23 protein-coding genes and 1 pseudogene are annotated in these 25,430 nt (G+C 64.3%); 5 read left to right on the forward strand and 19 right to left on the reverse strand.

All coding sequences use genetic code 11. The features are described from left to right. Positions 1-516: 516 nt before the first annotated feature. Complete coding sequence (locus tag H8F26_RS04245) at positions 517-2,067, reverse strand: IS5 family transposase (protein ID WP_197157713.1); 1,551 nt, start codon at positions 2,065-2,067, stop codon at positions 517-519. A gap of 658 nt (positions 2,068-2,725) precedes the next feature. On the opposite strand from H8F26_RS04245, the gene H8F26_RS19210 reads away from it, so the two are divergent. Both H8F26_RS19210 and H8F26_RS04250 read left to right on the forward strand, forming a co-directional pair. Continuing rightward, positions 2,726-3,094: a CDGSH iron-sulfur domain-containing protein gene (locus H8F26_RS19210; RefSeq protein ID WP_231605459.1), complete on the forward strand. Its 369-nt coding sequence runs from the start codon at positions 2,726-2,728 to the stop codon at positions 3,092-3,094. Between the two features lie 59 nt (positions 3,095-3,153). Continuing rightward, positions 3,154-3,981 (forward strand): FMN-binding glutamate synthase family protein, encoded by an 828-nt coding sequence (locus H8F26_RS04250; protein WP_231605460.1) that lies wholly within the window; start codon positions 3,154-3,156, stop codon positions 3,979-3,981. 329 nt (positions 3,982-4,310) lie between these two features. Here the strand turns inward: H8F26_RS04250 and H8F26_RS04255 are convergent, their stop codons facing one another. The 6 genes from H8F26_RS04255 to H8F26_RS04280 form a co-directional block, all read right to left on the reverse strand. Further along, entirely contained in the window at positions 4,311-4,523 is a 213-nt protein-coding gene (locus H8F26_RS04255; RefSeq protein WP_231605461.1) for a hypothetical protein, read from the reverse strand. 30 nt (positions 4,524-4,553) lie between these two features. Next, a complete protein-coding gene (locus tag H8F26_RS04260) occupies positions 4,554-5,864 on the reverse strand; it encodes a diacylglycerol kinase family protein (RefSeq protein ID WP_197157717.1) in 1,311 nt (436 codons plus the stop codon). Then, on the reverse strand, positions 5,861-6,406 hold the full coding sequence (moaB, locus tag H8F26_RS04265) for a molybdenum cofactor biosynthesis protein B (RefSeq protein WP_197158972.1): 546 nt from the start codon (positions 6,404-6,406) through the stop codon (positions 5,861-5,863). Before moaB ends, H8F26_RS04260 begins: the two co-directional genes overlap by 4 nt. A 53-nt stretch (positions 6,407-6,459) precedes the next feature. Then, positions 6,460-7,848 carry an FAD-binding oxidoreductase gene (locus tag H8F26_RS04270; protein WP_197157719.1) on the reverse strand — a complete coding sequence of 463 codons (1,389 nt, stop codon included), beginning with the start codon at positions 7,846-7,848 and terminating at the stop codon, positions 6,460-6,462. Between the two features lie 80 nt (positions 7,849-7,928). After that, entirely contained in the window at positions 7,929-8,882 is a 954-nt protein-coding gene (locus H8F26_RS04275; protein ID WP_197157721.1) for an antibiotic biosynthesis monooxygenase, read from the reverse strand. Between the two features lie 14 nt (positions 8,883-8,896). Then, positions 8,897-9,490, reverse strand: coding sequence for a nucleoside deaminase (locus H8F26_RS04280; protein WP_197157723.1), 594 nt, complete (start codon positions 9,488-9,490; stop codon positions 8,897-8,899). A 414-nt stretch (positions 9,491-9,904) separates the two neighbouring features. On the opposite strand from H8F26_RS04280, the gene H8F26_RS04285 reads away from it, so the two are divergent. Genes H8F26_RS04285 through H8F26_RS04295 form a run of 3 tightly spaced genes read left to right on the forward strand, consistent with a single transcriptional unit; the run spans position 9,905 to position 11,410 of the window. Beyond that, entirely contained in the window at positions 9,905-10,192 is a 288-nt protein-coding gene (locus H8F26_RS04285; RefSeq protein ID WP_197157725.1) for a MoaD/ThiS family protein, read from the forward strand. Beyond that, positions 10,185-10,679 (forward strand): molybdenum cofactor biosynthesis protein MoaE, encoded by a 495-nt coding sequence (locus H8F26_RS04290; RefSeq protein WP_370594670.1) that lies wholly within the window; start codon positions 10,185-10,187, stop codon positions 10,677-10,679. The genes H8F26_RS04285 and H8F26_RS04290 overlap by 8 nt, the downstream gene beginning before the upstream one ends. Continuing rightward, complete coding sequence (locus H8F26_RS04295) at positions 10,679-11,410, forward strand: sulfite exporter TauE/SafE family protein (RefSeq protein ID WP_197157728.1); 732 nt, start codon at positions 10,679-10,681, stop codon at positions 11,408-11,410. Before H8F26_RS04290 ends, H8F26_RS04295 begins: the two co-directional genes overlap by 1 nt. A 42-nt stretch (positions 11,411-11,452) precedes the next feature. Here the strand turns inward: H8F26_RS04295 and H8F26_RS04300 are convergent, their stop codons facing one another. The 12 genes and pseudogenes from H8F26_RS04300 to H8F26_RS04355 all read right to left on the reverse strand — a co-directional run bounded on the left by H8F26_RS04300 (position 11,453) and on the right by H8F26_RS04355 (position 25,395). Further along, positions 11,453-12,850 (reverse strand): carbohydrate porin, encoded by a 1,398-nt coding sequence (locus tag H8F26_RS04300; RefSeq protein WP_231605462.1) that lies wholly within the window; start codon positions 12,848-12,850, stop codon positions 11,453-11,455. A gap of 186 nt (positions 12,851-13,036) precedes the next feature. Beyond that, entirely contained in the window at positions 13,037-13,924 is an 888-nt protein-coding gene (locus tag H8F26_RS04305) for an alpha-glucosidase C-terminal domain-containing protein (protein WP_197157732.1), read from the reverse strand. A 192-nt stretch (positions 13,925-14,116) separates the two neighbouring features. Beyond that, positions 14,117-15,253 (reverse strand): IS5 family transposase, encoded by a 1,137-nt coding sequence (locus tag H8F26_RS04310; protein WP_197153730.1) that lies wholly within the window; start codon positions 15,251-15,253, stop codon positions 14,117-14,119. 183 nt (positions 15,254-15,436) lie between these two features. Then, positions 15,437-16,366: pseudogene (locus H8F26_RS20070) on the reverse strand (alpha-amylase family glycosyl hydrolase); the annotation flags it as partial. 105 nt (positions 16,367-16,471) lie between these two features. Beyond that, positions 16,472-17,332 (reverse strand): HAD-IIB family hydrolase, encoded by an 861-nt coding sequence (locus H8F26_RS04320; protein ID WP_197157734.1) that lies wholly within the window; start codon positions 17,330-17,332, stop codon positions 16,472-16,474. Positions 17,333-17,397: 65 nt separating this feature from the next. After that, positions 17,398-19,581, reverse strand: coding sequence for an HAD-IIB family hydrolase (locus H8F26_RS04325; RefSeq protein ID WP_197157736.1), 2,184 nt, complete (start codon positions 19,579-19,581; stop codon positions 17,398-17,400). A 118-nt stretch (positions 19,582-19,699) separates the two neighbouring features. Further along, a complete protein-coding gene (locus H8F26_RS04330; RefSeq protein WP_231605463.1) occupies positions 19,700-20,983 on the reverse strand; it encodes a molybdopterin molybdotransferase MoeA in 1,284 nt (427 codons plus the stop codon). A gap of 17 nt (positions 20,984-21,000) precedes the next feature. Beyond that, positions 21,001-21,387 (reverse strand): YbjQ family protein, encoded by a 387-nt coding sequence (locus H8F26_RS04335; protein ID WP_197157738.1) that lies wholly within the window; start codon positions 21,385-21,387, stop codon positions 21,001-21,003. Positions 21,388-21,448: 61 nt separating this feature from the next. After that, positions 21,449-21,904 (reverse strand): cyclic pyranopterin monophosphate synthase MoaC, encoded by a 456-nt coding sequence (gene moaC, locus H8F26_RS04340; RefSeq protein WP_197158974.1) that lies wholly within the window; start codon positions 21,902-21,904, stop codon positions 21,449-21,451. Between the two features lie 118 nt (positions 21,905-22,022). After that, on the reverse strand, positions 22,023-22,772 hold the full coding sequence (locus H8F26_RS04345; protein ID WP_197157740.1) for a succinate dehydrogenase/fumarate reductase iron-sulfur subunit: 750 nt from the start codon (positions 22,770-22,772) through the stop codon (positions 22,023-22,025). After that, positions 22,769-24,736 carry a fumarate reductase/succinate dehydrogenase flavoprotein subunit gene (locus H8F26_RS04350; RefSeq protein ID WP_231605464.1) on the reverse strand — a complete coding sequence of 656 codons (1,968 nt, stop codon included), beginning with the start codon at positions 24,734-24,736 and terminating at the stop codon, positions 22,769-22,771. The genes H8F26_RS04345 and H8F26_RS04350 overlap by 4 nt, the downstream gene beginning before the upstream one ends. Next, positions 24,733-25,395 carry a succinate dehydrogenase gene (locus H8F26_RS04355; RefSeq protein ID WP_197157742.1) on the reverse strand — a complete coding sequence of 221 codons (663 nt, stop codon included), beginning with the start codon at positions 25,393-25,395 and terminating at the stop codon, positions 24,733-24,735. Before H8F26_RS04355 ends, H8F26_RS04350 begins: the two co-directional genes overlap by 4 nt. Positions 25,396-25,430: the final 35 nt, after the last annotated feature.

A 25,430-nucleotide genomic window follows, 5' to 3' on the forward strand; every position in this document is an offset into this window, starting at 1 on the left:
AGGTCCCCAGGGATTTACACCAACACAGGGGACGCAAGCAGGGTTCAGCAGGGCCGATGTTCGCCGCGAGCTGTCACGCCCCCTGAACGGATACCTTTTTCTAGAGGCCCCAAGTAGACGAGGCCCCTCAGAATGGGGCCTTACAGAAGCTGATTCACCTCTGCACATCGCAAGCCCTGGCCGAAAAGATTAGTCATTGACAAATAGTGCTGAAACAAGCCAAGGCTGATTTGGCTTGCATCTTCCTGGAAAGCCAAATTCCCCAATCCACCCAATTCGTTTTCACGATCTTCAGAAAATGTTCCTGGGCATCACTACTGTTCTAGCAGTTACGGGTAGCGCCAGTGCACAGACCTTTAAGGAGCAAGCAACCTACAAGTTCACGAACACGGCAGCGCATGTGCCCTTATACGAAGGGACTCCTGAAAAAGATTCTCGGCCCATCGGCGCCGGATTCGTCCGTTTGCTTCGCGTTAATCAGGCTGGCAAGCGCGATGACATCAAGTCGGCCAGATCTCAAAAGCCTGGCTTGCAGATGCCCTCAGGCGCTCTGATCGCTGACCAGGCCATCAAAAAGCTGTAGATCCACCCATAAAGAAGGACAAAAAAGAGGCGCAGCAGCCTCAAGACCTTTTCCGCGCACATCACGACAAAGGCCATCGAGATGGAGGATTCGGCACCAGCTGGTAGACGAGCCATGATCAGATCCAGGGAATACTTGCGCTTTCCAGAGCCAAAGACGCCTTCCACTTCATTGCGTCGAGCTTGATCAGATCGGAGCTGGTGCATGTGTGCAGTGGTGACATCAGGATCCTTGGGCGGGCGACCCAATCGCTTGCCGGAGAGGCGAATACCGTTCCTCGTGCAGAAATGCCTATTCTTGGCCGTGATATAAATCCGGTCGGCGCAGATGCGCTCTGGGTAAGATCCTGTATCCAACTTGTATTTTTCCGCCTGAGCGATCAGGTCTTCTCCTTCGTTGTAGGGGTTCCAGCTTATGCGGTGCAAGAACGGAAAGCCGTTATGAACCGAAACACTGATTTTGGCTCCAAACTCCACCGCAGCACGTGCTTTGCCTCGCACCATTGGGCGGATATGGGTCTGCACAAGATTCACCAGGCGGTCTGGAATGCTGTTGGTCTGAGAGGCGAGCAGAAGGCCCTGTTGCCGCTCCAACTCGCTGCAGGCCAACAACTTCTGCCACCAATGCCTCTTAAGCTCGGAAAGCCTTGCCCCGCAGCCGATCAGAGCATCAATGGCCTTGAGATTCTGCCGCACATAGCCAAGCTGATGTTTAATGGCAGCCTTCACTTTGCGGCGACGTGGTCGTTTTTGCTTCGCCACTCTCAGGAAATGAGCACGAGCAAGGCCACGGTCGTAGCGAGGTCGATGTCTCCTGAATCCCGATGACTGACTGCACAGATCATCAATGACTCGCTCGGTCGTTGTGCGAGCCTCGTTGAGGAGCTTGAGGTCTCTGGGATAGGTGATGTCGGCTGGAGTGCAACTGGCATCAATCGTGAGAGTGCCCCAATTCCTTCCTTCTGGCCAGTCAGCAGGCTTGATCAACGCATCAAGTTCTAGCTGAGCGCCTCCTCCACTGGAATCACGATCATCATGGTCGTCATCGTCTGCTGCCTGAGCAAGTGCTTCTAGAAGGATCTCTTTGCCGCGCTGCACCACCAGCTCGTTGATACGGCGCAGATCCTCGTCAGAAAAGCGCTTGCGAAAGTGCACCATCATCGAGGCATCAAACGGTGCCTTGGCTGTGTAGCCCGCAAAGCCGAGAAAGAACTGAATATAGGCGTTCTCTCTGATCTGATGGACTGTCTCTTCGTCGGTGAGCCCTAACTTCTGTTTGATGTAGAGAGCACCAAAGGCCATTCTCACTGATTTGGCTGGAGCGCCAATTGTGGCGCTGAATTGAGGGGCATAGGTTTCTTCCAGCTCATCCCATGGGATCAGTCCCTCCAGTTGAACCCAGCGATTCTCGGGATCAAGTGTGCCGCCAAATGGCAAGTGGAACTCCTTGATTGAGATCTGACCGTTATTGTGCCTCCGGTACATATGGAGCGATCAGGAGTAAAGGCAATCACGGATTGCCTGATTCACGGCCACTTTAGCGGTTTCTCATGCATGAGACCAGCTGCGGCGCAATGGATCTGGATTTTTCAGGAGTCCCTACGAAGGCAGAGCCATTTTTGTTCGCTGGCATTCGCGGTCGGAAAAACTGGATGCATGGCCCTGAAGATGTCAACTTCACAGACCCCCCAATGGTGGGATATTCCGGTCGTCAAATTTTGCTCTCGTAGTTGCAGAATAGCCCTTCAAGTTAGAACGGCAAGCTGGTCTCAAGATTCAGCGGATGGGAGTTCAACATGCCTGCGCAACCCACAGGCATGTTGCCCGCCGCTGATCTTGAGCCTGAGGCATTATCATTTCGCACAGATGCCTGCTGACAATCCGTCCTGCCTTTTACATAGTGATCTTGGTATAATTCGCCTGCTCTACAGTTGATTTTAGAGCAATTCGATTGGTCGGCAACGGTTGAATGGTTGCTGGAAGACTTTGCCAGTCGCGACGACGAGGCTCATGAAGTGGCCGATAATCTGAAAGCCACGGACCGCCGAAGACCCGCAGCACCTCCAGGAACACACAGCTGAGCCACCTGGGTACTCAGACCGAGGGAGGGCCTCCACGCCCTGTGCTCTTCGCTGAACGTGTGATGACAACGCCGACGGTTGCCGCCAGTACGCCCATCACCGTCAGCCTGGAGGAAGGAACGAAGTACTTCTACTGCGCTTGCGGCCGATCCTCGGATCAGCCGTTCTGCGACGGATCCCATCAGGGCAGCGGCTTCACACCCCTGGCCTTCGTTGCCGAGGCCAACGGCAGGGCCCTGCTCTGCCGCTGCAAGCAGACCGCCACACCTCCCTATTGCGATGGCACCCATGCCCGTGTTCCCGCCGACCGGGTGGGCACCACCTTTGCTGTTGACGAAGACGGTGATAACGAGAAGCCGGAAAGTGGTGGTTCCCCCGTCGGCAGGACGACCCAGGCCAGGCCACGGAGGAGGAGGCCAACCTGGAGCTGATCCACAAGCTGGCCGAGCACGGCCTTGCGCGGGTGGGCGCCCTGGGGCCGGTGGTGTCCATGGGGCTGCCCCGCTCCCAGCTTCCCCTCTGGGATGACATCCAGATCCTCACGGCCCAGCTGGCACGGCGGTCCCTGGCCGAATCCGCCCCGGTGGGCACGGAGCTGGTGATCGGTCCCCGGGCCCGGCGGCCGCTGAGGCTGGAGATCCCCCTGCTGGTGTCGGACATGAGCTTCGGGACCCTCTCCGAGGAGGCCAAGCGGGCCCTGGCCACGGGGGCGGAGCGGGCCGGCACTGGGATCTGCTCCGGCGAAGGGGGAATGCTGAGCGAGGAGCAGGCCGCCAACCAACGCTACCTCTACGAACTCGCGCCGGCGATGTTCGGCTACCGCGAAGACCTCCTACCCCGGGTGCAGGCCTTTCACTTCAAGGCCGCCCAGGCGGCCAAGACCGGCGCGGGCGGTCATCTGCCCGGCGCCAAGGTCACCGCCCACATCGCCAGGGTCCGCGGCATTCCCGAAGGACAACCGGCCGACTGCATCAAGGCCCTGGCCCTGGGGGCCGATGGGATCGCGCTGGCCAGTGCCGCGATCCAGGTGATCGGCTGCGTGGGCTCCAGGATCTGCCGCACCAACCGCTGCCCCACGGGAGTGGCCACCCAGGATCCCGAGCTGCGCCGCCGTCTGCAGGTGGAGCCTGCCGGCCAGCGCCTGGATCGTTTCTTCCGGGCCACGGTGGCGCTGGTGCAGGTGATGGCGCGGGCCTGCGGCCACGACCACCTGAACCGCATGAGCCGGCATCGCCGGGAGCGGAGCGGCGGCTCCGACGCAACCATGAGACCGGCGGCCGGACGAGCTGATCGTGGCTGCGGAGTCCTGCAGCACTGAGCACATCGAGTCGTGCGAGAAGAGCAAGCTCAATGCCGATTGCTCGACCAGCTGGCAGGAGCACGGCAAACGCCCCCGCCGATCACGCGGACCTGCCCCACGGGATCGGACAGCCAAAGAGCGGATGGACCGGACAATCCGCTGGAAGACCGGCCAAGCGAGACGATCTACGCCCTGGGCAAGATCATTGTCGCCAGTCACCAACCGAAGCACATCAATCCATCCATGCGAAGCCCGAAGTGGACGCGGATTGGAGATTGAGGGCGCACTTCTTCCTATTTCCTTGATGATTCAATACCCAGACAACTCCAGCGTATCTTTGCATTGTTTCACCAGGGCATTTCGCCGGTGAAAACACCTTGCTCGATCCGTTTCCTTCCTGCTGGCCCGAGGGATTTGGGAGGGTGATTGCTGACATCGACAGCCCCGTGATAGTCCAGAGACAGCTGCCGGGCCAGGTTGGACGCGTCATGCAGCGTGCAGTGCATGCCATGGCTTTCAGCGGGGAAGCGCACGGGCGCAGCATCGCCCGCGCGGAACACAGCTCCAGAGACGGACCCAACACGCATCCACTACGGCAGAGGCCAGGGGGCCAGCACCCGCAGGCTCCCCGGCAAGCACTCAAAGCAGAAGCGGTCGCCCTCAAGCATCTCGCCGTCCACCACCAGCTTCTGGGGTGTTGCCGTGGCGATGGTGATGCGGCGGGCGCGCAGGCAGAGCAGGTCACCGTGCTGGGCCGGGGTCTGCACCACCGCGGAGGCCGCCAGGCTGGCCAGGGCCTGCAGGCCCTGCAGCCGGTCCGTGGAGGTGGCGATCGTCACCTCCAGCAGGCCGTCGTCCGCAATCACCCTCCCGAAGCCCTGGGCCAACACCGAGGTGCCGGGGGCGGCGTTGGCCACGGTGATGGCGGAAGCCTGCAGGCTGATGGCCTTGCCGTCGATCTCCAGGTGGGCCTGGAAGGGCTGCTGGTTCACCAACTGCTGGGCGCCGGCCAGCACATAGGCCAACGGCCCCAACCGGTTCTTGAGTTCGCGCGTGGCCCGGTCCACCATGCCGGCCTCGAACCCCACCCCCGCCAGCAGCACCATCGGCGTGTCGTTGCAGAGGGCCGCATCCATGCGCTGGATGTGCCCCGCCAGCACCGTGCGACAGGCTCCGGGCAGATCGGTGGGGATGCCCAGGGCTCCGGCGAAGGCATTGGCGGTGCCGCGGGGGATCACCCCCAGAGGCAGGCCACTGTCCAGCAGGGCTCCGGCCACGGCGGACACGGTGCCATCCCCGCCGCAGGCGATCATCAGGGCCGAATCCGGCCGCCGGGCCTGACGGGCCCGCAGCGGACCCAGCAGCGCCCGGGCCTGCTCAGCTGGATCGAGATCCGGCTGGGTGAAGCAGACATGCACCTGCAGCTGCGGCTCGAGGATCGAGCGGATCTGGGCCAGATCCTGGTTCGGATCGCGCTGCCCGGCCACCGGATTGAAGATCAGGGTGGCCAGGCGGCCCCGCGACAGGCCCCGCAGGGCCAGGGTGGCGCTGGCCTCGTTCAGCAGCAGCGGCACATCACGCACCTGACAGGCCCGCAGCAGCATCGGCAGCTCCGGCGGCGAACCCACGGGCGCCGCCGGATCCAGGAACGCCACCACGGCCATCACCTCCTGGGCAAGCACCGCCGCGGCCAGGCTGATGTCGCCGCCGGCCTCCAGCGTGCCGGCCATCTCCAGGCGGAGGTCGGCGGTGGAAACCTCGAGCTGCAGCGGCTCCGCCAGGTCGGCGGTGAGGCGCAGGGCAAAGGGGGCCAGCAGGGCCCGGTGCCGACGCACCCAAGCGAGCAGAGCGTCCCGGCGTGCCGGGGAGGCAAGCAGCACAAGCCCAGGCGGAACGCTCATCCCGGCGTTGCGCCAGCGGACGGCCGCACGGCCGGGTGATCCACCGGTTCCGTAAGCCTGGGCAACAGCTGCACCAGGTTGCAGGGCCGGGTGGCGCCATCAAGCTGGGCGGCGATCAGGCGATCCCAGGCGGTGGTCACCGCATCGAGGGAGCCCGGCAACACAAACAGCACCGTGCCGTTCGCCACCCCCGCCAGGCAGCGGCTCTGGAGGCTGCTGGTGCCGATGGTCTCGAAGGAGAGCACCCGGAACAGCTCGCCGAAGCCCTCCATCGTCTTATCGAGCAACGGCGCCACCGCCTCCGGTGTGCCGTCGCGGCCGGTGAGGCCTGTGCCGCCGCTGCTGATCACCACCTGCACCGCCGGATCGGCGATCCAGCCGCTCACCTCAGCGCGGATGCGATAGCGGTTGTCAGGCACCAGTCGGCGCGCCACCAGGCGATGGCCAGCGGCCTCGAGACGCTGCCACAGGGCGTCGCCACTGGGGTCGTCCGCCAGGGTGCGGCTGTCGGAGACCGTGAGCAGGGCGATGGCGAGGCTCACCATGATCGGGCCAGGCGGCGGCTCGATCGTAGGCAGCACCTCAGGTGTGCTGTTCAGAGACAGGAGGAGCCTGTTTGGGAGGGAAGGGCCGGTTCGGCAAGACCTTCGAAGAAGTCGAAAAACAACCGGTCGGGATCGTGGAGTGAACGAAGATCAGCCAGACGACTCCAGCACTGCGGCAGAAAGGCCTCCACAGCCGTGGCCGGACGACGAATGAAATCAGACTCTCCGATGTAGCTACCCACCGTGTACGGCCGCAGGCGATCGATGCAGTCCTGGTGCCAGGCCATGTTCTCCGCGTCCTGCGCCAGATCGAGCCACATCGTCCATGGGCCCCCATACACCCGCGCCCGCATTGAGTAAGCGGTGGCTCCTCCCTCTGGACCCGGGCAGGGACCGGTGAAGACGGTGAACAACACCAGCGTCGTGGGGGAGGGACACCTCTGCATGGAGCTGACCACGGCCCGGGCAAGATCCCCGGGGGAGGCCATCGAAAAGCGGGCCTCCACACGGCTTCTCTGCCCCTCCGGCCAGAGGGAGCCGGAGGCATCAAAGAGGCGGGGAAAATCCAGTGGCACCGCACACTCCTGGGAGAGGGGAGGCGTGGGCGGTGACTCCAGGGGTGTCAGTTGCCTGCGCCCCTCGGCAACGGAATCCGTGAACGAAACCGCCGTGACCATGCAGACGATGCCACCATCGGAACGGGCAGCCTCCTGGAGTGCTGCCGGAGCCTGCAGGAGAAACAGGCTGAGCTCGATGGAGGCGGAGAGCGAAGGGGCCAGGCTGGCCAGCCAATCTCCAACGGTACCGGCCGCGGAGAGAGGGAAGTAGAACGTGCTGCCGAGAATGGCGCTCGGCAAGGGATAGAGCCGCAGGTGAAAGGCGGTCACGACCCCGAAGAAGCCAGGCCCGGCACCGCGTGCGGCCCAGAACAGATCGGCATGATGATCCCTGCTGGCCTGAAGGAATTCCCCCGCAGGGGTGACCATGTCGATCGCCTCGACACTCTCCGTTCCAGCACCCCAGACGCCCTGATTCCAGGCCATGCCGCCACCGAGAAGATAGCCGCTCAGCTTCACCTGGGGACAGTGGCCACTGGGGAATGTCAACCCCTGGGCATTCAGTGCCGCCTGAAGATCACGGTTGCTCACGACCGGCTGAACAACGGCCCTGCGCTGCTCAGCATCAATGGATAGGACACGATTCAGGCAGGAAAGATCAATCAGAATCCCACCCTGGCGAAGGGTTGGCTGGCACCAGTTATGGCCCCCGCCACGAACGACCACCTTGAGACCCCGTTCTCTGGCGAAACGAAGAACGGCCTTCACATCCTGCTCCTCTTCCACCCTGACCACCAGTTCCGGACCCCGCTCAGGAATGACCCGATTCCAGAGATCTCCGTAGACCATGGCCTCATAGGCAGGATCTCCGGGCTGGGCCATCACCCCACGGCAGCGTGATTGCAGCGAAGACACATCCATGATCGACAGGAGCAGGTTCAGGTTGATACAGACAGGACTGATCAGAACGGCAACAGCTTCCAGAGAACGAGGATCTCCAGCAGATACAGAAGACCGATCAGACGCAGGCCGCGCCGGGTCTTGGCCCGTGGCGAGGCGACACCGGGAAACAACCACCAATCAAACGTCCGCACGAAGAACGGCATCGTCAGGAAGCTGGTCAGCGCCACGCTGATTGCATTTGCAAGAAAAGTTCCCGCCGCCGGAGGGAGCCGGGCAGCAACAAGAACTGGATGGAGCAGCCGCAGCTGCAGCATCACGATCGGATACAACCCCAGCAGCACGAGCATCGCCGTTTTCCAATTGGGTGGTCCCTGCCCGGAGACGGGATCGATGGGAACCCAGCCAGGAAATGACGTGGAGATGCGCAGCAGTTCCTCCCGCTCCATGAACTCCTTCGATTCCTGCAGAAGTGCAGCCCGTTGACTGGAATGCATCCAGGCCTCAAGGTGGATCGCGGAGTCGTAGCGCAGAATCGTCATCCAATGGCCATCGCCATCTCCAGAGGGAGGCTGGAGATACATGCCGAGATAGCCGGGATACAGCGCCTGCGCAGCCTGGATGCGCTGGGCCCAGTCTCGGAACTGCTCGGACATTCCAGCTTTGACCTTGGAGAAGATGACCTCGGTGACATCAGTTCCACGATCTGGATCGAGGTGCTCCTCCCTCAGGCTTTGCTGAAATTCCCCACCTTCAAGCAGGGGTTCGGCCTCCTCGAGCAACTTCCGGCAGGGGATGGAGCCTTGCCAGGCCTCGAGACTGTCGGAGGATTGAAACGTGATCTCAATGCACCAGCGCCGCTCAGAGCCACTGGGGCGAGGCGGGATCAGGTTGGTGCTGATGAAACCGCTCTGCCGGCTGAGGGCCTCAGCCTGGCGTGCATGCCAGGCCGCCAAGGCTTGGCCCATACCGGGCCGAACCAAGGCTGAGGTGATCAGGGTGACGGAGTCAGCCATGAAGGAGGAGACCGTCAGTAGGGATGGCGATCAGGCTTGTTCATCCAGGCCTGGCAGGCCTGAAGGGCGAAATCGCGCTCAAAATCCGGAAAACACTGAATTGCCTTGCGCTGTTCCCAGGGGAGACGAAAGTCGATGTACTGAAATTCGTCATCAAAGCCGATCTTACTGGTGTCTTCCAAGCGGGTACCGAAGTACACGCGATCAATCCGGGCCCAGTAGATGGCACTCATGCACATGGGGCAGGGAGCCCCGTTCACATAAAGATCACAGCCCTTGAGCATCTGCGCCCGTTCCGGAACTGGATCGGGAGAACCCTCTGGACGAGGGATCATCTTCAGATTCCCCTCATAGACTTCCGAGCCGAGCAGCGCCTTGGTATTGATTCTTGAGCAGGCGTCGATAATGGCCGTGACCTCCGCGTGATACACAGGGATTCCCGTGAGCAGCACCCGGTTCTGACCTCGGCCGATAATCTCACCATCCTTGACAATCACTGCACCGAAAGGACCTCCCCAACCTTTCTCCACGGATTCAATGGCAAGACGGGTGGCCTCATGAAGGAACTGCTTCTTGTACTCGTTGCTTTCAATATCCTGAGAGGCCATAGTCGAATTCAGGAAAAGAACGGGAGAGACGAGCGCCGGCAACGAGCGCTCTCACCACACATCACCTTGGAGACCTATCGCCGAGGATCATCATCCCCTGGGAAACAAAGTGATCCCCAAAAGCCGATCCTTTTCCAAAGAAAGAGACCAGGCCTGACGATCGTCAGCCCAGCAAAACCAAGAACCTGACAGGCAGGAAGAGTGGGTGATTTCGAAAGTCAAAGTAGAAAGGCAATCGCCCACCTCTCTTTCGTTTCACTAAACGTAATAATCGATTCGTCTCGCCATGCTCTGCTCCCAGGTCAGCACCCCCGCACTGCACCTTCACGACGCTCCTGCTTCGGCTGCACGGCAACCACAGGGAGCCAAGATGGGGCCTGAACAGGGGCAAGACCCCGGCCAGACCGCACCGCCATGACCACCGATCCTGCCGGTCCGCCCCACCTCCTGGTGCGGCTCTTTGCCGGAGTACGCGAGCAGGCCGGCTGGGGAGAGCGACAATTAACACTCCACGGGCCGTCGGCCCCAGGCGCCGGCGACGGAGCTTCTCCCCCCACAGCCGCCCAGCTGTGGCAGAGGCTCGGCCTCGGCCCCTGGCCTACGGGGGTACGGGTGGCGGTGAACCGTGAGTTCGCCGAACCCGGCCGGGTCCTGGCCCCCGGCGATGAGGTGGCTTACCTGCCGCCGATCACCGGTGGCTGATCCCGGCCCGCCGCGGAGCGAGAGCAGCGCGACCCTCTCGATCGCCCTGGAAGCCGGGCCTTTCGATCCCTTCGCAGTGTTGCGGCCCTGGAGCACCGGCAGCGCGGCGGCAGCCGAAGCCCACTTCATCGGCCGAGTGCGGGGCTGGAGTGCAGCCGGTGACCCCCTGGTGGCCCTGGAGCTGGAGCATTACCCGGGAATGACCGAAGCCCAGCTGGAGCGACTTGCCATCGCCGCCGCCGCCCGCCACGCCGTGCAGGCGGTACTGGTGCGCCATCGGGTGGGACGGGTGCAGCCGGGAGAAGCGATCGTGCTGGTGGCGGTGGCCGCTGATCGGCGCGGCCCCGCCCAGCGGTGCTGCCAGGAGCTGCTGGAAGCGCTCAAGCACGAGGCCCCCTTCTGGAAGAAGGAGGTGGGGGTGGAAGGTATCGGTCGGTGGGTGGAAGGCAATACACCTCTGGCGGACCAGCGGCGGGAGCAGCCGTGATGGAGGCCCAACCAGGTCTGTGGCTCACCATCGGCCTGGTGGCTTTCCTCTACGCCAGCGTGGGCCACGCAGGGGCCTCCGGATACATCGCAGCCCTCAGCCTGTTCGGCACCGATCCGGAGACAATCCGCCCCACCGCCCTGCTGCTCAACGTGGTGGTGGCGGCGCTGGGGAGCTGGCAGTTCATCCAGGCGGGCCACCTGCGCTGGCGACGCTTCTGGCCGCTGGTGCTGCTCTCGATCCCTGGGGCTTTCCTGGGGGGCAGCCTGGCCCTGCCGAAGCGGGTGTTCCAGAGCCTGGTGGGGGTGATTCTGCTGGGTTCGGCCCTGCGGTTTTTGCAGAGACCCCAGGATCCGGAGCAGGTGCAGCCACCCGGTCCGGCGACGCTGGTGGCCGTGGGCGGTGGCCTGGGGTTCCTGGCCGGGCTGACCGGAACGGGCGGGGGTGTGTTCCTCAGTCCGCTGATGCTGCTGGCGGGCTGGAGCCGCACCCGCGAAACAGCGGCCGTGGCCGTTGTCTTCATCCTGGTGAACTCCCTGGCCGGGCTGGCGGGCCTGATCTCCACCGGCAGAAGCGTGCCGGCGGAAGCCTGGCCGCTGATCCCGGTGGTGGTGCTGCTCGGCGGCGGCGGCGCTGCCCTGGGCAGCCGGGTGTTGCCGGTGCCGGTGATCCGTCGCTGCCTGGCGGTGGTGCTGACCCTGGCGGGCCTGCGGCTGCTGGCTGGGGAGTGAGGCGCCAGGGACCGAAAGCAACAAGCGATCAGAACAATGTGATCAGAACAATGTGATCAGCTGCAGCATCACGTTGGTGGAGCTGTAGGCGGCACTGGCCAGGCCCGGCTGGGGCAGGTAAGTGACGGCAGGCTGCACGTAGGTGGTGCCGCCCAGGTGGAACTGGCCATAGGCCTGCAGCATCAACTCCGCAGGCCTGAAGACCTCCCCGAGAAAGCTCCGATCATTGACCCGCGCCCAGGACAGACCGACGCCGAAGCTGTCCTGAGGACGGCTCTCCATTGGCGCGAACACCGTCAGAGCCGCGGTGACCGATTTAGTCATCAGGTTGGTGATCGAGGGCGTCCAGCCGGCGCTCACCAGGCCCACCAGGCCGCTGTGGTCACGGCCGTAGCGGAAGTTGACCAGCCGCTGCGCCAGGGTTCCGTAAAAGCCATGGGCTCCGTTCTCGCGGAGGCAGTCCTGGTCACGGCCGAATCCATTGCATCGGCGTGACTCCCCGCCCTGGAACCAGGCCCCCAAGCTGGCGGACCCGGGTCGATTTGCATCACCCAGGGACCAGCCACCCCCCAGCTCCGCCACCGAGAACAGGGGCCCGCTGAGGCTGGGGACGGCCAGGCCGGTGCGGATCGATCCATCCCCCACCCCGCCGCGGCCGTCGAACACACCGGCATTGAGATACACCTTCCGATTCAGAGCCTTGGGCTGCCAGCTCAGCGAGGCCCCCAGGGCCGAATCCGGGTAGCCCGGCATGCGCCCCAGCAGGGTGGGCATCGCATAGAGGGGCGTGAACGCCAGGGCGCTGAGCGCCGGCACCGCATAGGTGGGATTGCGGGTGAAGTCCGGACGGGTGACGTTGGCGAATTCGATGCTGGCCGCCTGCTTGCCCACCAGGATCTTCAGCTGGCGATCCCAGAGGTCCTGACGCAGCACGTAGCTGTAGAGCTCGGTGCGATCCAGCGGCGGTGGGGCAACGAGGCTGTTGCTGCCCTGCAGGCTGCCCGAGGGAAGGGCAGCCCCGGCGCCGGCGTTCACCTGCAGGCCCTGGACCCACACACGGGCGCCACGCCAGCCCACGGCCTTCTCCAGATCGAGGGTGGCGTCCACCAGGAGCTGCTGGGCCAGCCCGTTGGCCGGCGCCGACTGAACACCCCCCACGATCTGGGACGTGCCATTGCCCACCCACACCCCACCAAAGCGCAGGGGGGAATCGACCGGCAGGCCGAGCCAGCGGCCCAGCTGGCCAGTGCCGGGGGCAGCCGTGGAGGCAGCCGGGTTGGCGGAGGGCAAGCGCAGCTCGGGCCCGAGCTCTGCTGCCCCCGCGGCCGGAACCTGGGCCGCCGGCGCCGCTTCCTCCCCATCAGCCTGATCGCCTTCGGCGGCGACCGCAGCGGCTGGACCGAGCAGCAGGAGGCAGACAGGCAGCCAAAGGCGCCACAAGCGCGCCGCACGAACAGCCTCAGGCAACATGAACGCGGGCTAGTCGGACAAGAATGCCCAGCACCCTGGCATCAAGACAGCGCCAGTCGCAGCAGCTGGGCCAAGCCTTTGCAACCGCCCCCCTGCAGCGAACCCATGCAGAAACAGACCTGGATGAGGGGCCTGTGAGTGTCGAAGCAGTGGGTGTCAGACCTGCTTCAGCCAGTAAAATTGATAGCTCTGCAGCAGGATATTCTCCTCGATCTGGTGGGGCCTGCGACCGGTGAACACATCAATCAGCGGAGCCGTGAAATCGAGCCCGCGCCGCCGCAGCACATCAACAGGGAGAGCCTGCGGAGTGGAATGGAAGTTGGCCACCACCAAGACCTGCTCGGAGGGACGCTGCTGATAGGAACGCAAGAAGCAGAGCAGATGCTCGTTCCCCGTATCCAACAACTCTCGGTTGTTGAAATCGGCAAAGGCATCCAGTGACTTACGAATAGCGATCATCCACCGTAACGCCGTGAACAGTCGATTCTCCACTGTGCCGCTCTGATGACGCCGCTCGGCATGCTGCCAATCAATGCTTGGCCGATGCACCCAGCGGTTGTCTGAGACCTTGGCTGGATCCTGTTGATAGCTATAGTCATTCAGCAGGCCAAGGGCATCACCGTTGTAGAGCAAGGGAATACCACCGAACGAAAAGATCAGGCTGTGCAGCATCAGAATTCGACTGATCGCGATATTGATTGCCACCGGATTCTCTTCCTGCATCGCCTTCTCCAGACCCGCAAGGGAGGCCAGGGAGCCACAGATGCGAGCATCCCCCGTGACTTCATTGCGCATGAATGGAAGTCCCCGGGAGGGAGATCCCTCAAACTCACCACAGAAGAAGTCGGTCAGAAACCGCCGATGGGACCTGGGCTGATAACCGACAGCCAACACATCCTGGTCATCAAAACCGAAGCCGATGTCGTCGTGACAACGCAGATAGTTGAGCCAGGTGGCACGATCCAGCTTATTGGGAAGACTCCTGAGCCCCCGGGTGAGCAGCCTGGCGTTCTGGGTCGCCACCGCATCCCAGAGCAGGGCCATGAAGGTGGCATTGTAAGAGTTTGCTGAAAAACCAACCCACGAGCCAGTTTTCCACAGGCATCAGTGGATTTCCGGCTCAAAAAGACGGATCGGCGGCTATCAGAGCCGCAAACAGCCCGATTTCGGCATCGTTGGCCTCTCTGCAAGGCATTGGTTGAGGCCTATTGGGCACACCTCTGGACAACGGGCTGTTCATGCCGCCTCCATCGCGGGCTTGAGCAGGTTGCCCAGGCGGATCAGGTTGTAGGCGATCACATGCAGGCCAAACACGGCGCCGACCTTCTCGGTACCGCGCAGTTTGAACTGGCGCAGCCCTCCGAACGCCTTGATCCAACCAAACACCTTTTCGATCCCCCGGCGGGCGTTGATCGATTTGGAGTAGCCCACGTGACGGGTGGTGCGGCCATCAATGGCTGAGCCACCGCTGCGGGCCGTGTTCTGGGCCACGTGGGGCGTGACACCGATCCGCCGCATCTCAGCGACAAACCCTTTGGTGTCGTAGTTCTTGTCGGCGCCGACGGTCTTCTGGTGGGCACCGGTGAGGTCTGCTGCCATCTCTTTGGCGGCATCCCGCTCACCGGTGCCCGTGGCCTGGGTGACGCGGCAATCGACGATCAGGTCGTGGCGGTTGTCCATGAGGACATGGCCCCGATAGCTCAGCTGCGCTGGATGGGCATTCGATTTCCGGGCCAGCCGTGCCTCAGGATCGGTGCTGGAGCGGTGGGTCTCGTTGCTGAGCTTGATGCCGCGAAAGTCCCCTTTGGCGCGCTTCTTTCCCTCTTTGGGAGCACCGAATCCTTCGCCAGGACCTGTGGGCGGAGGCGGAGGATCCTCCTGGCCATCGATCCGCTCCAAGGAAGCGTGTGACGCCCAGGCCTGGAGCAACGTGCCGTCCACCGAAAAGTGCTCGTCACTGAGCAGCGGTTTGACCTCGGGTGCTCCCATCAGCTTCTCCAGGAACAGCCCCATGACGTCGTCAGTGAGGAGCCGATCACGATTCTTGGTGAATGTGGTCGGATGCCAGATCGCATCGTCAGGGCTCAAGCCCACAAACCAGCGGAACAGCAGGTTGTAGTGGACCTGCTCCAGCAGCAGCCTCTCGGAGCGGATGCCGTAGAACGCCTGCAACAACGAGGCCAGCAGCAGCTGCTCTGGCGGCACCGATGGTCTCCCTTCTGAGGCATACAACCTGCAGAAGGTGGGATTGAGTCGATCGAGGGCCTGATCCGCCAGCTTGCGAATCCGCCTGAGTGGATGGCTGGTCGGGATCCGCTCCTCGATCGAGACGTAGGAGAACAAGGAGCCGCTGCGCTCCTGCTGACCTCGCATCAAACCTGGGGCAGTTGCCCTATTTTCGCAGAGGCGGCGGGGTTTTTCAGCAAACTCGTAAGCAATCTCGCACTCCTTGGCGCTGATCGCATCTTCGCCGAAATATTTAATCACCTCGACAGGGGCGACAATCGCCTCAGCAATGAATAACACTCCCGGGGCCGTGGCCTGGCAGCAGTCCTTCATCAGCTGGAGCAGAAGATGGGCATTACGCTCGTTCTGACAGTCGGTGCCGATTTCCTTCCAAAGGAAGGCGACGGCATCCAAGCGCATGATGTCAACCCCGTTGTTGGCCCAGAACAGGACAACACCAAGCATTTCAATGAAGACCTCAGGATTGCTGTAATTGAGATCCCATTGGTAATCATGGAAGACCGTCATGACCCAGCGCTGGGTTTGCTCGTTCCAGGTGAAGTTGCCCGGCGAAGACTCCGGGAAGACTTCAGGCATTGACCGCTCAAAAAGGTCAGGAATATCGCGACTCTCATACATATAGTAGTAATCCTGATAGGCAGGATCTCCCGCGACGGCCTTCCGAGCCCAGGTATGCTCATCCGAAGTGTGATTCATCACGATGTCAAGCACCAACAGGATCTGGCGCTGACGCAACTCCGAGGCAAGATATTGAAGATCCGCCAGATCACCGACCCGATCATCGATCTGCCTGAAGTCGCTCACGGCATAGCCACCATCACTTTTGCCGATTGGACACTTCAGAATCGGCATCACATGAATCATGTTGACCCCGAGTTCCTGGAAATACTCGGTCTTGTCAGCCAGATCTCGCAGGTTTCTGGCGAAGCCATTGGTGTAAAGGGCCATGCCGACCCATTGCTGGGAGAGAAACCAGTTGTGGTCCTTCTCCCGGGCTATGTCGAGCGCCTCCAGCTCTGGCGAACGATTGATATAGCCTTCCGCCATCGTTTCGACCAAGCCCAGCATCTGGTGCTTGAAATCAGGCCTGTGACCATAGAGACGGAAGAATAGCGAGTAAATCGCATAAAAGTTGGCACCCAAGCGCGTATAGAAGTGTCTGAGATCCTGACGTCGGATCTCAGGTTTCAGGTCATCAAGAATTGCGTTGAGCAGCGAGTGGGAGACCTGTTCATACATGATTCGAGTGCAGGCAAGAGAAAAGAATCGTCAACACACTGTTCGGCTGCATTCAAGCTGCCCAATCTGTTTTCATCGGCACCTGACGATGCCAGCGGGTTAAACTCAACAAGGCTCGGCCAACCAGCTAGAAAACTGCGGGTGGAAGTGAAGCACTCCTTCCACAATTCCGGCGGCGTAGTTGCCGTTCATCCCCATGAAGCCGCCCTGAGCCAGATAGAGAGTCTCCCGAGCGGATCGCTCCCCCGCAGAACAGCCTAGCTGGGCCATCAGCGCAGGATCGGCATTGGCCACAAGAACCGAAGGGAGGTCACTCGTCATCACCGGCAGATCATTGCCGCTGTCCCCACAGAAGAGGGTCTCGGAGGAATCAAAACCCAGCAGTTCCATCAGAAAACGCACCGCATGCAACTTGGTGGCTGCAGGCGGCAGCACATCCAGCAAGCCGATCTCAGCCTGCTCATCAATGCTGGTGATCAGACTGGCGCGCAGCTGTTCAAGCTCCAGCCGCCGCTCGATATCAGCGCAGAGGCTGGGAACGTCAACATCAAGGTGGAGGTAGTAGCTCAACTTGTAGGTGTTCTGCTTGGCGGGCTCCTGCAATTGCAGGGGGGAGAGATCCGCCAGCAACTGGTGGAGATCCTGGGCCGTGCGACCGGCCCAGTCCACGCTGATGCTCTGGTGCCATCCGCGATGGGCCCGCCAGCCATCGGGAGCCACCTCCAGGAGCGTGGTGCCCACATCGGCCACCACCCAGTCCGGTGATGGGAGGGCATAGTCCGCAATCGCCTGCGCCACGAGGGCGGCATCGCGGCCGCTGACATAGGCCAGCGTCACCTCGGGCCGCTGAACCAGGCGTGCGAACAGGCTCCTGGCGGCGGGCGACTCGGGCTGCCGCCCATTGGGGATCAGGGTGCGGTCGAGATCCGTGCAGAGCAACAACCTGGCCGGAGGGTCAGCAGCCATGGACAGCCTGCGGGGGCAGAGGGGACATCGCGGACAGAATCGGGGCGATCGCGAACAACAGGAGCCTAGAGATTGAAGAAGTCATAGTGTTCAAGGGCTTCAAGAATCCCCCTGGCGTGGGATTGCTCCGCGAGATAGACATGCTCGGTATCGCCAAGAATGGACAACTCCTCCCGGTGACGGTTAGCAACAACAACCCCCAGGGTGTTGCCGCGCAGCATGTCTTCATCGCCACCGGACCCCCCGGTGGCCAGGATCCGATCCAACGGGATACTCCAGCGCTGGGCAATGAATCGCAAGGCCTGCCCCTTGGAGGCCCGGACAGGCACAAAGTCGAGATACTGACCAAATGACAGAGTCACATTGACCAATAGATCTTGCTGTCTGAGAATGGCCCTGACCTGATCCAGAGACGGTGCATGTTGACTGTCATAGTGATAGGAATACTTAAATTGACTTTGTTCCTTTCTCGACTGAGGCTGCAGACCAGGTAGCTCCTTCAGCGTCGCCCTGAGCACCTGGGGGGTCCAGAGGTGATTGATGTGCTTGGCCCAGGCTAGATCGGGTAGCCAGTGGGGAGCATAGTAAATTTCCGTACCTAGGCTGGTGATCAAGATATCCGGCACAGGGATATCATACTCGCGAATGATCGTCAGGACGGAATCGAGACGCCGCCCGGTGGCAATCCCGAACAGGCAGCCCTTGCGGCGCTCACGGATCAACTGGCTGAGCAGACTCAGGCCGTCTCGATCCCCCAGCAACGTGTTGTCAATGGCCGTGAAGATGGCCTTGGTGCGCCGGCGGTCGCCGCTGAGGATTCGCGAGGAGGCCAGGGGCGATCGCTGCTGCTGAACCAGCTGGTTGAGCTGATGGAGATAGGCCTCGGCATGGGCATCCCAGGAATAGAATTGGGCCACATGGCGCACTCCATTGCGTGAGAAAGCCTGCCACTGGTTGGCATCTTCAAGAATGGTGATCAGGGCCTGGGCAATCGCCTCCTTGTTGAGGGGATCCACCAACAGGCCATTGCGGCAGTTGGCAATGATGTCCACCGGGCCACCATTCTCCGTGGCCACCAACGGCAGGCCACTGGCGGCTGCCTCCAGCAGGGTCAGGCCAAAGGGCTCCGTCAGGGCAGGATTGACGAACACACCCCGGGTGCTGGCGGCCAGGCGATAGATGAGGGGAACCTCATCGGAGCTGTGGTGCTTGGGCAGGGCGGCCAGGCCATAGAGGTCATAGGAATCCATGGCAATCAGCAACTCGGTGAACACCGCCTGGGGGCCTTCATCGAGATCCCGCACGTCATCACGATTGCCGGCCACGATCACCAGATTGGCGAGTCTCTGGAGTGGCTTCGACTCTCCGTAGGCTTCCAGCAGCGTGATGATGTTCTTGCGCAGATCCGGTCTGGAGAGCGCCAGAATCATGGGCTTGGTCGGATCTTTCAGTGAAACCTGGAGCCCCTCCAGAAAGCCCGAGCCCTGCACCGGCTCCGATCCATCGGCAACATGAAACTGCTGCAGATCCGTGCCCGGCGGAATGACCACCATCTTGTCAGGGTTGTAACAGTCATAGAGTTCATACTGATCTTCAATTTCATTGCGCGTACTGGTGATCACGAGCGCCGCCTGATTGATCACCTCTTCCTCGGCATCAATCCGTCTGGAAATATTGTAATCGCCCTCGATCTTTTCAAGGGCGAGCCCCATGGAGATCAAGCGTCGGTACTTATCACGCCCCAGCGAGTGGCCCGTATGCACCAGGGGCAGCCCCGTCAGACGGGCCAGCTTGACGCCCACGTAGCCGGCATCCGCATAGTGGCTGTGCACCACATCCGGCCTGGCGGGCTGATTCTGGATCCAGGTAAAGAGATGGTCGGCAAAACTGTCGAGGTGATCCCAGAGGTCCTCCTTGCGGAGGTAATCAGGCGGGCCCGCGTCGATCCGCACGATCCTCGCTTTGTCTGCCAGAGGCTCCAGGGGCTCGGCATAGTCGCCGCTGACGGCGGCATCCTCGATCCGGCGGGTGACCAGATCCACACCCGCCACCCAGGGGCTGCGGGCCAGGGCCTTGGCCAGCTCCACCACGTACTTGGTCTGCCCGCCCGTGTCGGGATCCCGGCCGAGTTCGAGCTGCGTGCCCCGGATCAGGCCATGGATGCTGATCAACAGGATCCTGAGCGGCTCCTGGGGCACCTCCGAGGCCTGCGGCGTGCCGCCAGGGGCACTGGCTGGGGGGAGGGCCATGGAGCCAAGCACGTCAAAGACCTGAAGCCAGCCTGCTCAGGACTGGTGCCTTTCACAAGGTGAGGTCCACACGCCAATGCCCACCAGCCGATCACGGGTCTGACCCCACTGAACGACCTCAGAACAGGGGCAAGCGCAGCAGCTGGGCCCAGAGTTCCTGACCGGCCGTGAGGCTGCCGAGCTCCGCCGGGATCTCCAGCAACAGATCGGCACCCTGGAGCGAACCGATGCGGGAGGAGGCCTGGGAGCCCTCCACCACCGCCAGGAGCTCACCGGCGGGACCCACCGTCAGGCGGGCCCGGGCCAGTTCCGGGCGTCCGGCACCACGCTTCAACGGCCCCGCCAGCCTGACCCGCAAGCGGGGCAACGGATCGGGCTCAGCACCCTCGAGCTGCTGCAGCGCCGGCCAGAGCAGCTGCAGCGCCGTGATCGCCGCTGCCACCGGATTGCCCGGCAGTCCGAAGAACGGCACGCTGCCGCCCCCGGCAGGACGCTGCAGTGTCCCGTAGGCAAAGGGCCGGCCTGGCTTGAGAAACAGCTTCCAGAAGGCCACCGAGCCAAGCTCCGCCAGCAGCGGCCGGATCCAGTCGGTGTCGCCGGCGGACACCCCGCCGGTGCTGACCACCACGTCGCAGCAGGCCGCCAGATCGGCCAGCGCCTGGCGCAGCGCGATCGGATCATCGCCCACCACCCGCCGCTCCAGCAGGGGGTAGCCAAGCCGCTGGCACAGGCTCGCCAGCAGGGTGCCGTTGCTCTCCCAGATCTGGCCGGGGCCGCGCGGTGTTCCCGCCGGCACCAGTTCATCGCCGCTCACCAGCAGACCCAGCCGCGGCCGGGGCGCCACGGCCAGCTCCGCCACGCCGCAGCCCGCCAGCCGGGCCAGATCGGCCGGCCCCAGCCGCTCACCGCAGGCCAGCAGCTGCTGGCCCGGTGCCGCCTCTTCCTCGGCGCTGCGGATCCAGGGGTTGGCACCGGGGGCCTGCAGCAAGCGCAGCTCGCCGGCCTCCACGACCACCAGCTCCTGGGGCAGCACCCGCACGGCGCCCTGCGGCAGGGGGGCACCAGTGAGGATGCGGATCGCCTCGTGGGGCTCCAAGGCCCGATCGAACGGAGCTCCCGCGGCGGAACGCCCCACCAGCGGCCAGCACTGGCCGGGTTCCGCCGTTGGGCTGGCGATCGCGTAGCCATCCAGGATCGAGGCCCGAAAGCCCGGCACCGCCGCCGGGGCGATCACCGCCGCGGCGCACACCCGCCCGAGACACTGCTCCAGGGGCAGGGTGCGGCAGCCGGCCAGGGGCTGCAGGCTCTCCAGCACCAGACGCCGCGCCTGCTCGAGGGGCAGGCCCTCGGGCGGGAAGGGATCGGCCGGCGTCGGCAGGCCGGCGGGAAGGGCAGACGACATCGGCGGCGGGGATGGGCTCAGGTGGGCGGAAAGGGCGACGTGGGCACCGGCGGCGGCCCGGCAGCGAGGCGCTCCACCACTACGGCCGTGCCATAACACAGAACTTCGGTGGCACCGGTGGCGCCGCTCTCCACCTCGGAGCCGTCGTAGCGGGTGCCCACGATGGCATTGGCGCCGAGCTGGCGGGCATGGGCCACCATCTGGTCGTAGGCCTGCTGGCGGGTCTGTTCACACATCTCGGTGTAGGCACCGATGCGGCCGCCGATCATCGACTTGAGGCCACCGAGAAAGCCCTGGATCAGGGTGGGCGAGCGCACCACGATGCCGCGCACGATGCCCTTGTACTCACGAATCGCGTAACCCTCAATCGTGAAGGTGGTGGTCACGAAGACGGGCTTGACCATGACTGGGCGCGAGGGGGTGGCCGGGATCGAAGGGGCGCCCTCAGGACAGGGGGCGCGAGGTTCAGCCTGGGGCAGGGCTGACCGATGGGCGCTGCCAGGGGCCATGGCGTCCCCCTTCCTTGGTGAGCAGCCGCACCGGGCCGATCGTCATCGCCGGATCGGCGGATTTGAGCATGTCGTAGAGGGTGAGCAGCCCCACCTGCACGGCGGTGAGGGCCTCCATCTCCACGCCGGTGGGGGCGGTGGTGCGGGTCGTCGCCTCCAGGCGCAGGCCGCTGCCATCGGCGGCAGGCTCGATCCGCACCCCCACTCCGCTCAGGGCGATCGGATGGCAGAGGGGGATCAGCTCCCAGGTGCGCTTGGCAGCCTGGATCGCCGCCACCCGTGCCACCGCCAGCACGTCGCCCTTGGGGGCCCGGCCCTCCAGCACCAGGGCCAGCACCGCCGGCTCCATGGCAAGAAAGCCCTCGGCCACGGCACGGCGATCGGTGGCGGGCCGATCACCCACCTCCACCATGAGCACCTCACCGGCGGCGTTGAGGTGGCTCAGCGAGGGGATCGGCTCTGACGCGGATCGTGGAGCTGGAGTTGCGTTCAAGGCACCGAAAGCGCCACAGCCTTGATCATGGCGCGCCTCAGCCAGCGTGATGCCGGGCCTCCCGGTGCATCCAGCTGATCCAGTCGGCGGAGATCTGCTGGGGGCAGACCGCCTCGCACTCCAGGGTGTTGCTGCAGCTGCCGAAGCCTTCGTCTGCCATGCGCTGCTGCAGGGCGCGGGCCCGCTGCCCTCGCTCCGGCTGGCCCTGGGGCAACTGGCCGAGGTGGGCCAGCTTGGCCGCCACGAAGAGGCTGGCGGAGGCGTTGCGGCAGCTGGCCACGCAGGCTCCGCAGCCGATGCAGGTGGCCGTGTCGAAGGCCGAGGCCGCCTGCTCGCGCCCGATCAGCATCGTGTTGGCCTCCGGCGCACTGCCGGTGTTCACGGAGCAGTAGCCCCCCGCCGCCAGGATCCGATCGAAGCCGGAGCGATCGACGCAGAGATCCTGCAGCACCGGAAAGGCCCTGGCCCGCCAGGGTTCGAGCACCAGGGTGGCGCCGTCGTCGATGTGGCGCAGATACAGCTGGCAGACCGTGGTGGCGGCGAGGGGTCCGTGGGCCTGGCCGTTCACCAGAAAGCCGCAGCTGCCGCAGATGCCTTCGCGGCAGTCGTGATCGAAGCCCACGGGCCTCTGGCCGGCGGCGATCAGCTGCTCATTGAGCTGATCGAGGGCCTCCAGCAGGGAGAGATCGGCAGACACTCCCTCGAGCCGATGGCTCTCGAAGCCCCCGGGAGCATCCGGGCCGGCCTGGCGCCAGATCCGCAGGGTGAGGCAGAGGGTGCGGCTCATCGGTAGTCACGCGCCTGGGGAACCACGGCGCTGAAGCGGAGGGGCTCGATGTGGCGCTGCGGCACGCTGCCCTGGCGATGCTCCCAGGCGGCGATGTGGGCGAAATGGGCGTCGTCACGCAGGGCTTCGCCGGTTTCGCTCTGGTGCTCCTCGCGGAAATGGGCCCCACAGGATTCCTCCCGGGCCAGGGCATCGCGCAGCATCAGATCAGCCAGGCCGAGGAAATCCTCCAGCCGCAGGGCCTTCTCCAGTTCGCCCTGGATGGGGGTGTTCACTACGGGCAGGCGGAGATCGTCGTGGAAACGCCGCGTCAGCTGCGCCACCTCCTCCAGCCCGCGACGCAGGCCGTCGGCCTGGCGGCTGATGCCACAGACATCGAGCATCAGCAGCCCCAGCTCGCGATGCAGCCCATCCACCGAGCTGCTGCCGCCGATCGCCGTGAGGTGATCGATCCGGGCGCGCACGGCCGCGATCGCCGCGCGGCAGGCCGGGTGCTCGGGCCCCACCTCCGGTTGGGGATGCCCCGCCAGCCAGGCCGTCACCGTGGCCGGGGCAATAACATAGCCATCCGCCAGGCCCTGCATCAGGGCGCTGGCCCCGAGCCGATTGGCACCATGCTCGGAGAAATTGGCCTCCCCCAGCACAAACAGACCGGGAATCGTGCTCATCAGGTGGTAGTCCACCCAGAGCCCGCCCATCGTGTAGTGGGGAGCGGGAGCGATGCGCAGCGGCCTGGCGAAGGGATCCTCGCCGGTGATGCGCGCATACATCTGCAGCAGGTTGCCGTAGCGGGCCTCGATCGCGGCCCGGCCATCACGGGCGATCGCCTCGGCCAGGTCGAGATACACCCCCTGGGCGCCGCCGGAGCCGCCATCGCCGGGGCCGACCCCCTGGCCGGCGAGAAAGCGTTCGCGCGCCCGGCGGGAGGCCACATCGCGGGGCACGAGATTGCCGTAGGTGGGGTAGTGACGTTCGAGGAAGTAGTCGCGCTCGGCCTCGGGAATCTCCGCCGGCGGCCGGTCGTCGCCGGGGCGCAGGGGCAGCCACACCCGCCCGTCGTTACGCAGGCTCTCGCTCATCAGGGTGAGCTTGCTCTGGAAGGCGCCGCCGCTGGGGATGCAGGTGGGGTGGACCTGGGTGAAGCAGGGGTTGGCGAACCAGGCGCCGCGGCGATGGGCGCACCAGAGCGCGGTGGCATTCGACTTCACCGCATTGGTGGAGAGGAAATAGACGTTGGAATAGCCACCACTGGCCAGCAGCACGGCGTGGGCGGTGTGGCACTCCAGGGCGCCACTGAGCTGGTGGCGGCACACCACGCCCCGGGCGACGCCGTCGACCGTGATCAGATCGAGCATGTCGCGCCGGCAGAGCAGGCGCACCCGACCGGCCTCCACCTGCCGCAGCAGGGCCTGAACGGCGCCATACAACAGCTGCTGGCCCGTCTGGCCGCGGGCATAGAAGGTGCGGCTGACCAGGGCACCGCCGAAGCTGCGGTTGGCGAGGGTGCCGCCGTACTCCCGGGCGAAGGGCACCCCCTGGGCGACGCAATGGTCGATCAGGCGGCCGCTGATCTCCGCCAGGCGATGGCAGCCGGCCTCGCGGGCCCGGAAGTCGCCTCCTTTGACCGTGTCTCGGAACAGCCGTTCGATGCTGTCGCCATCGCCGGCGTAATTCTTGGCGGCATTGATGCCCCCCTGGGCCGCCACCGAATGGGCCCTGCGGGGGCTGTCGTGATAAGTGACCACGTCCACCGCGTAGCCCTGCTCCGCCAGGGTGGCGGCGGCCGAGGCCCCCGCCAGGCCGCTGCCCACCACCAGCACCCGCAGACCCCGTTTGTTGGCCGGGCTGATCCGTGGCAGATCCAGCAGGGTGCGCTCCCAGGCCGTGGCCAGCGGCCCCGCCGGCAGGCACGGATCCAGCCGGAGATCGTCAGGGGAGGCGTTCGCCATGGGGGCTGCCGTCATCGGCCCACCCCCTGCAGCACCAGCGCCAGCGGCAGCAGCGTGAAGCCGCCCCCCAGCAGCAGCGCCAGCCACCGACCGGCCATGCGGATGGGACCGGCGTTGGCGGGATCGAGCCAGCCGAGGCTGCGATGGGCGCTCTCGACGCCATGCAGCAGATGCAGGCCCGCCGCCGCACCGGCCGCCCCGTAGAGCAGCAGCACGCCGGGGTTCGCAAGCACGGCCCGCAGGGCCGCGAGCTCCGCCGCGGCCGGTGGACGGTGCCAGCGCAACTGCAGCAGATGCACCACCAGGAACAGCAGCAGCAGGGCGCCACTCCAGGGTGCAATGCGGGCCGCCAGGGCCGCGAGGGCCTCCGCGGGCCCGGCGGCGGCCCGGCGACTGCGCAGAACCAGGGGCCGCTGCGCACCGGCGGCGCGGGCGTTGCGGCTCACCCGCAGGAGCGCCGCCAGGCCATGGCCGAGCCCGACCGCCGCCAGGGCCAGCTCCAGCGGCGGCAACCACCAGGCGCTGTGCAGAACGGTCACCAGCCGGCCGAAGGCGTCCGGATCGATCAGGGCCACCCCCACACCCGCCAGGTGCAGCACCAGGAAGAGCACCAAGGCCAGGCCGAGCACGGCGATCATCGGCCGGATGGCCGCCCCCTCGGCTCCTGCGTCCATGGATGGCGCGGCGACAGCGACCCCCATGGTGGCGC

This window comes from Synechococcus sp. CBW1006 (genome assembly GCF_015840525.1).
GTDB lineage: Bacteria > Cyanobacteriota > Cyanobacteriia > PCC-6307 > Cyanobiaceae > CBW1002.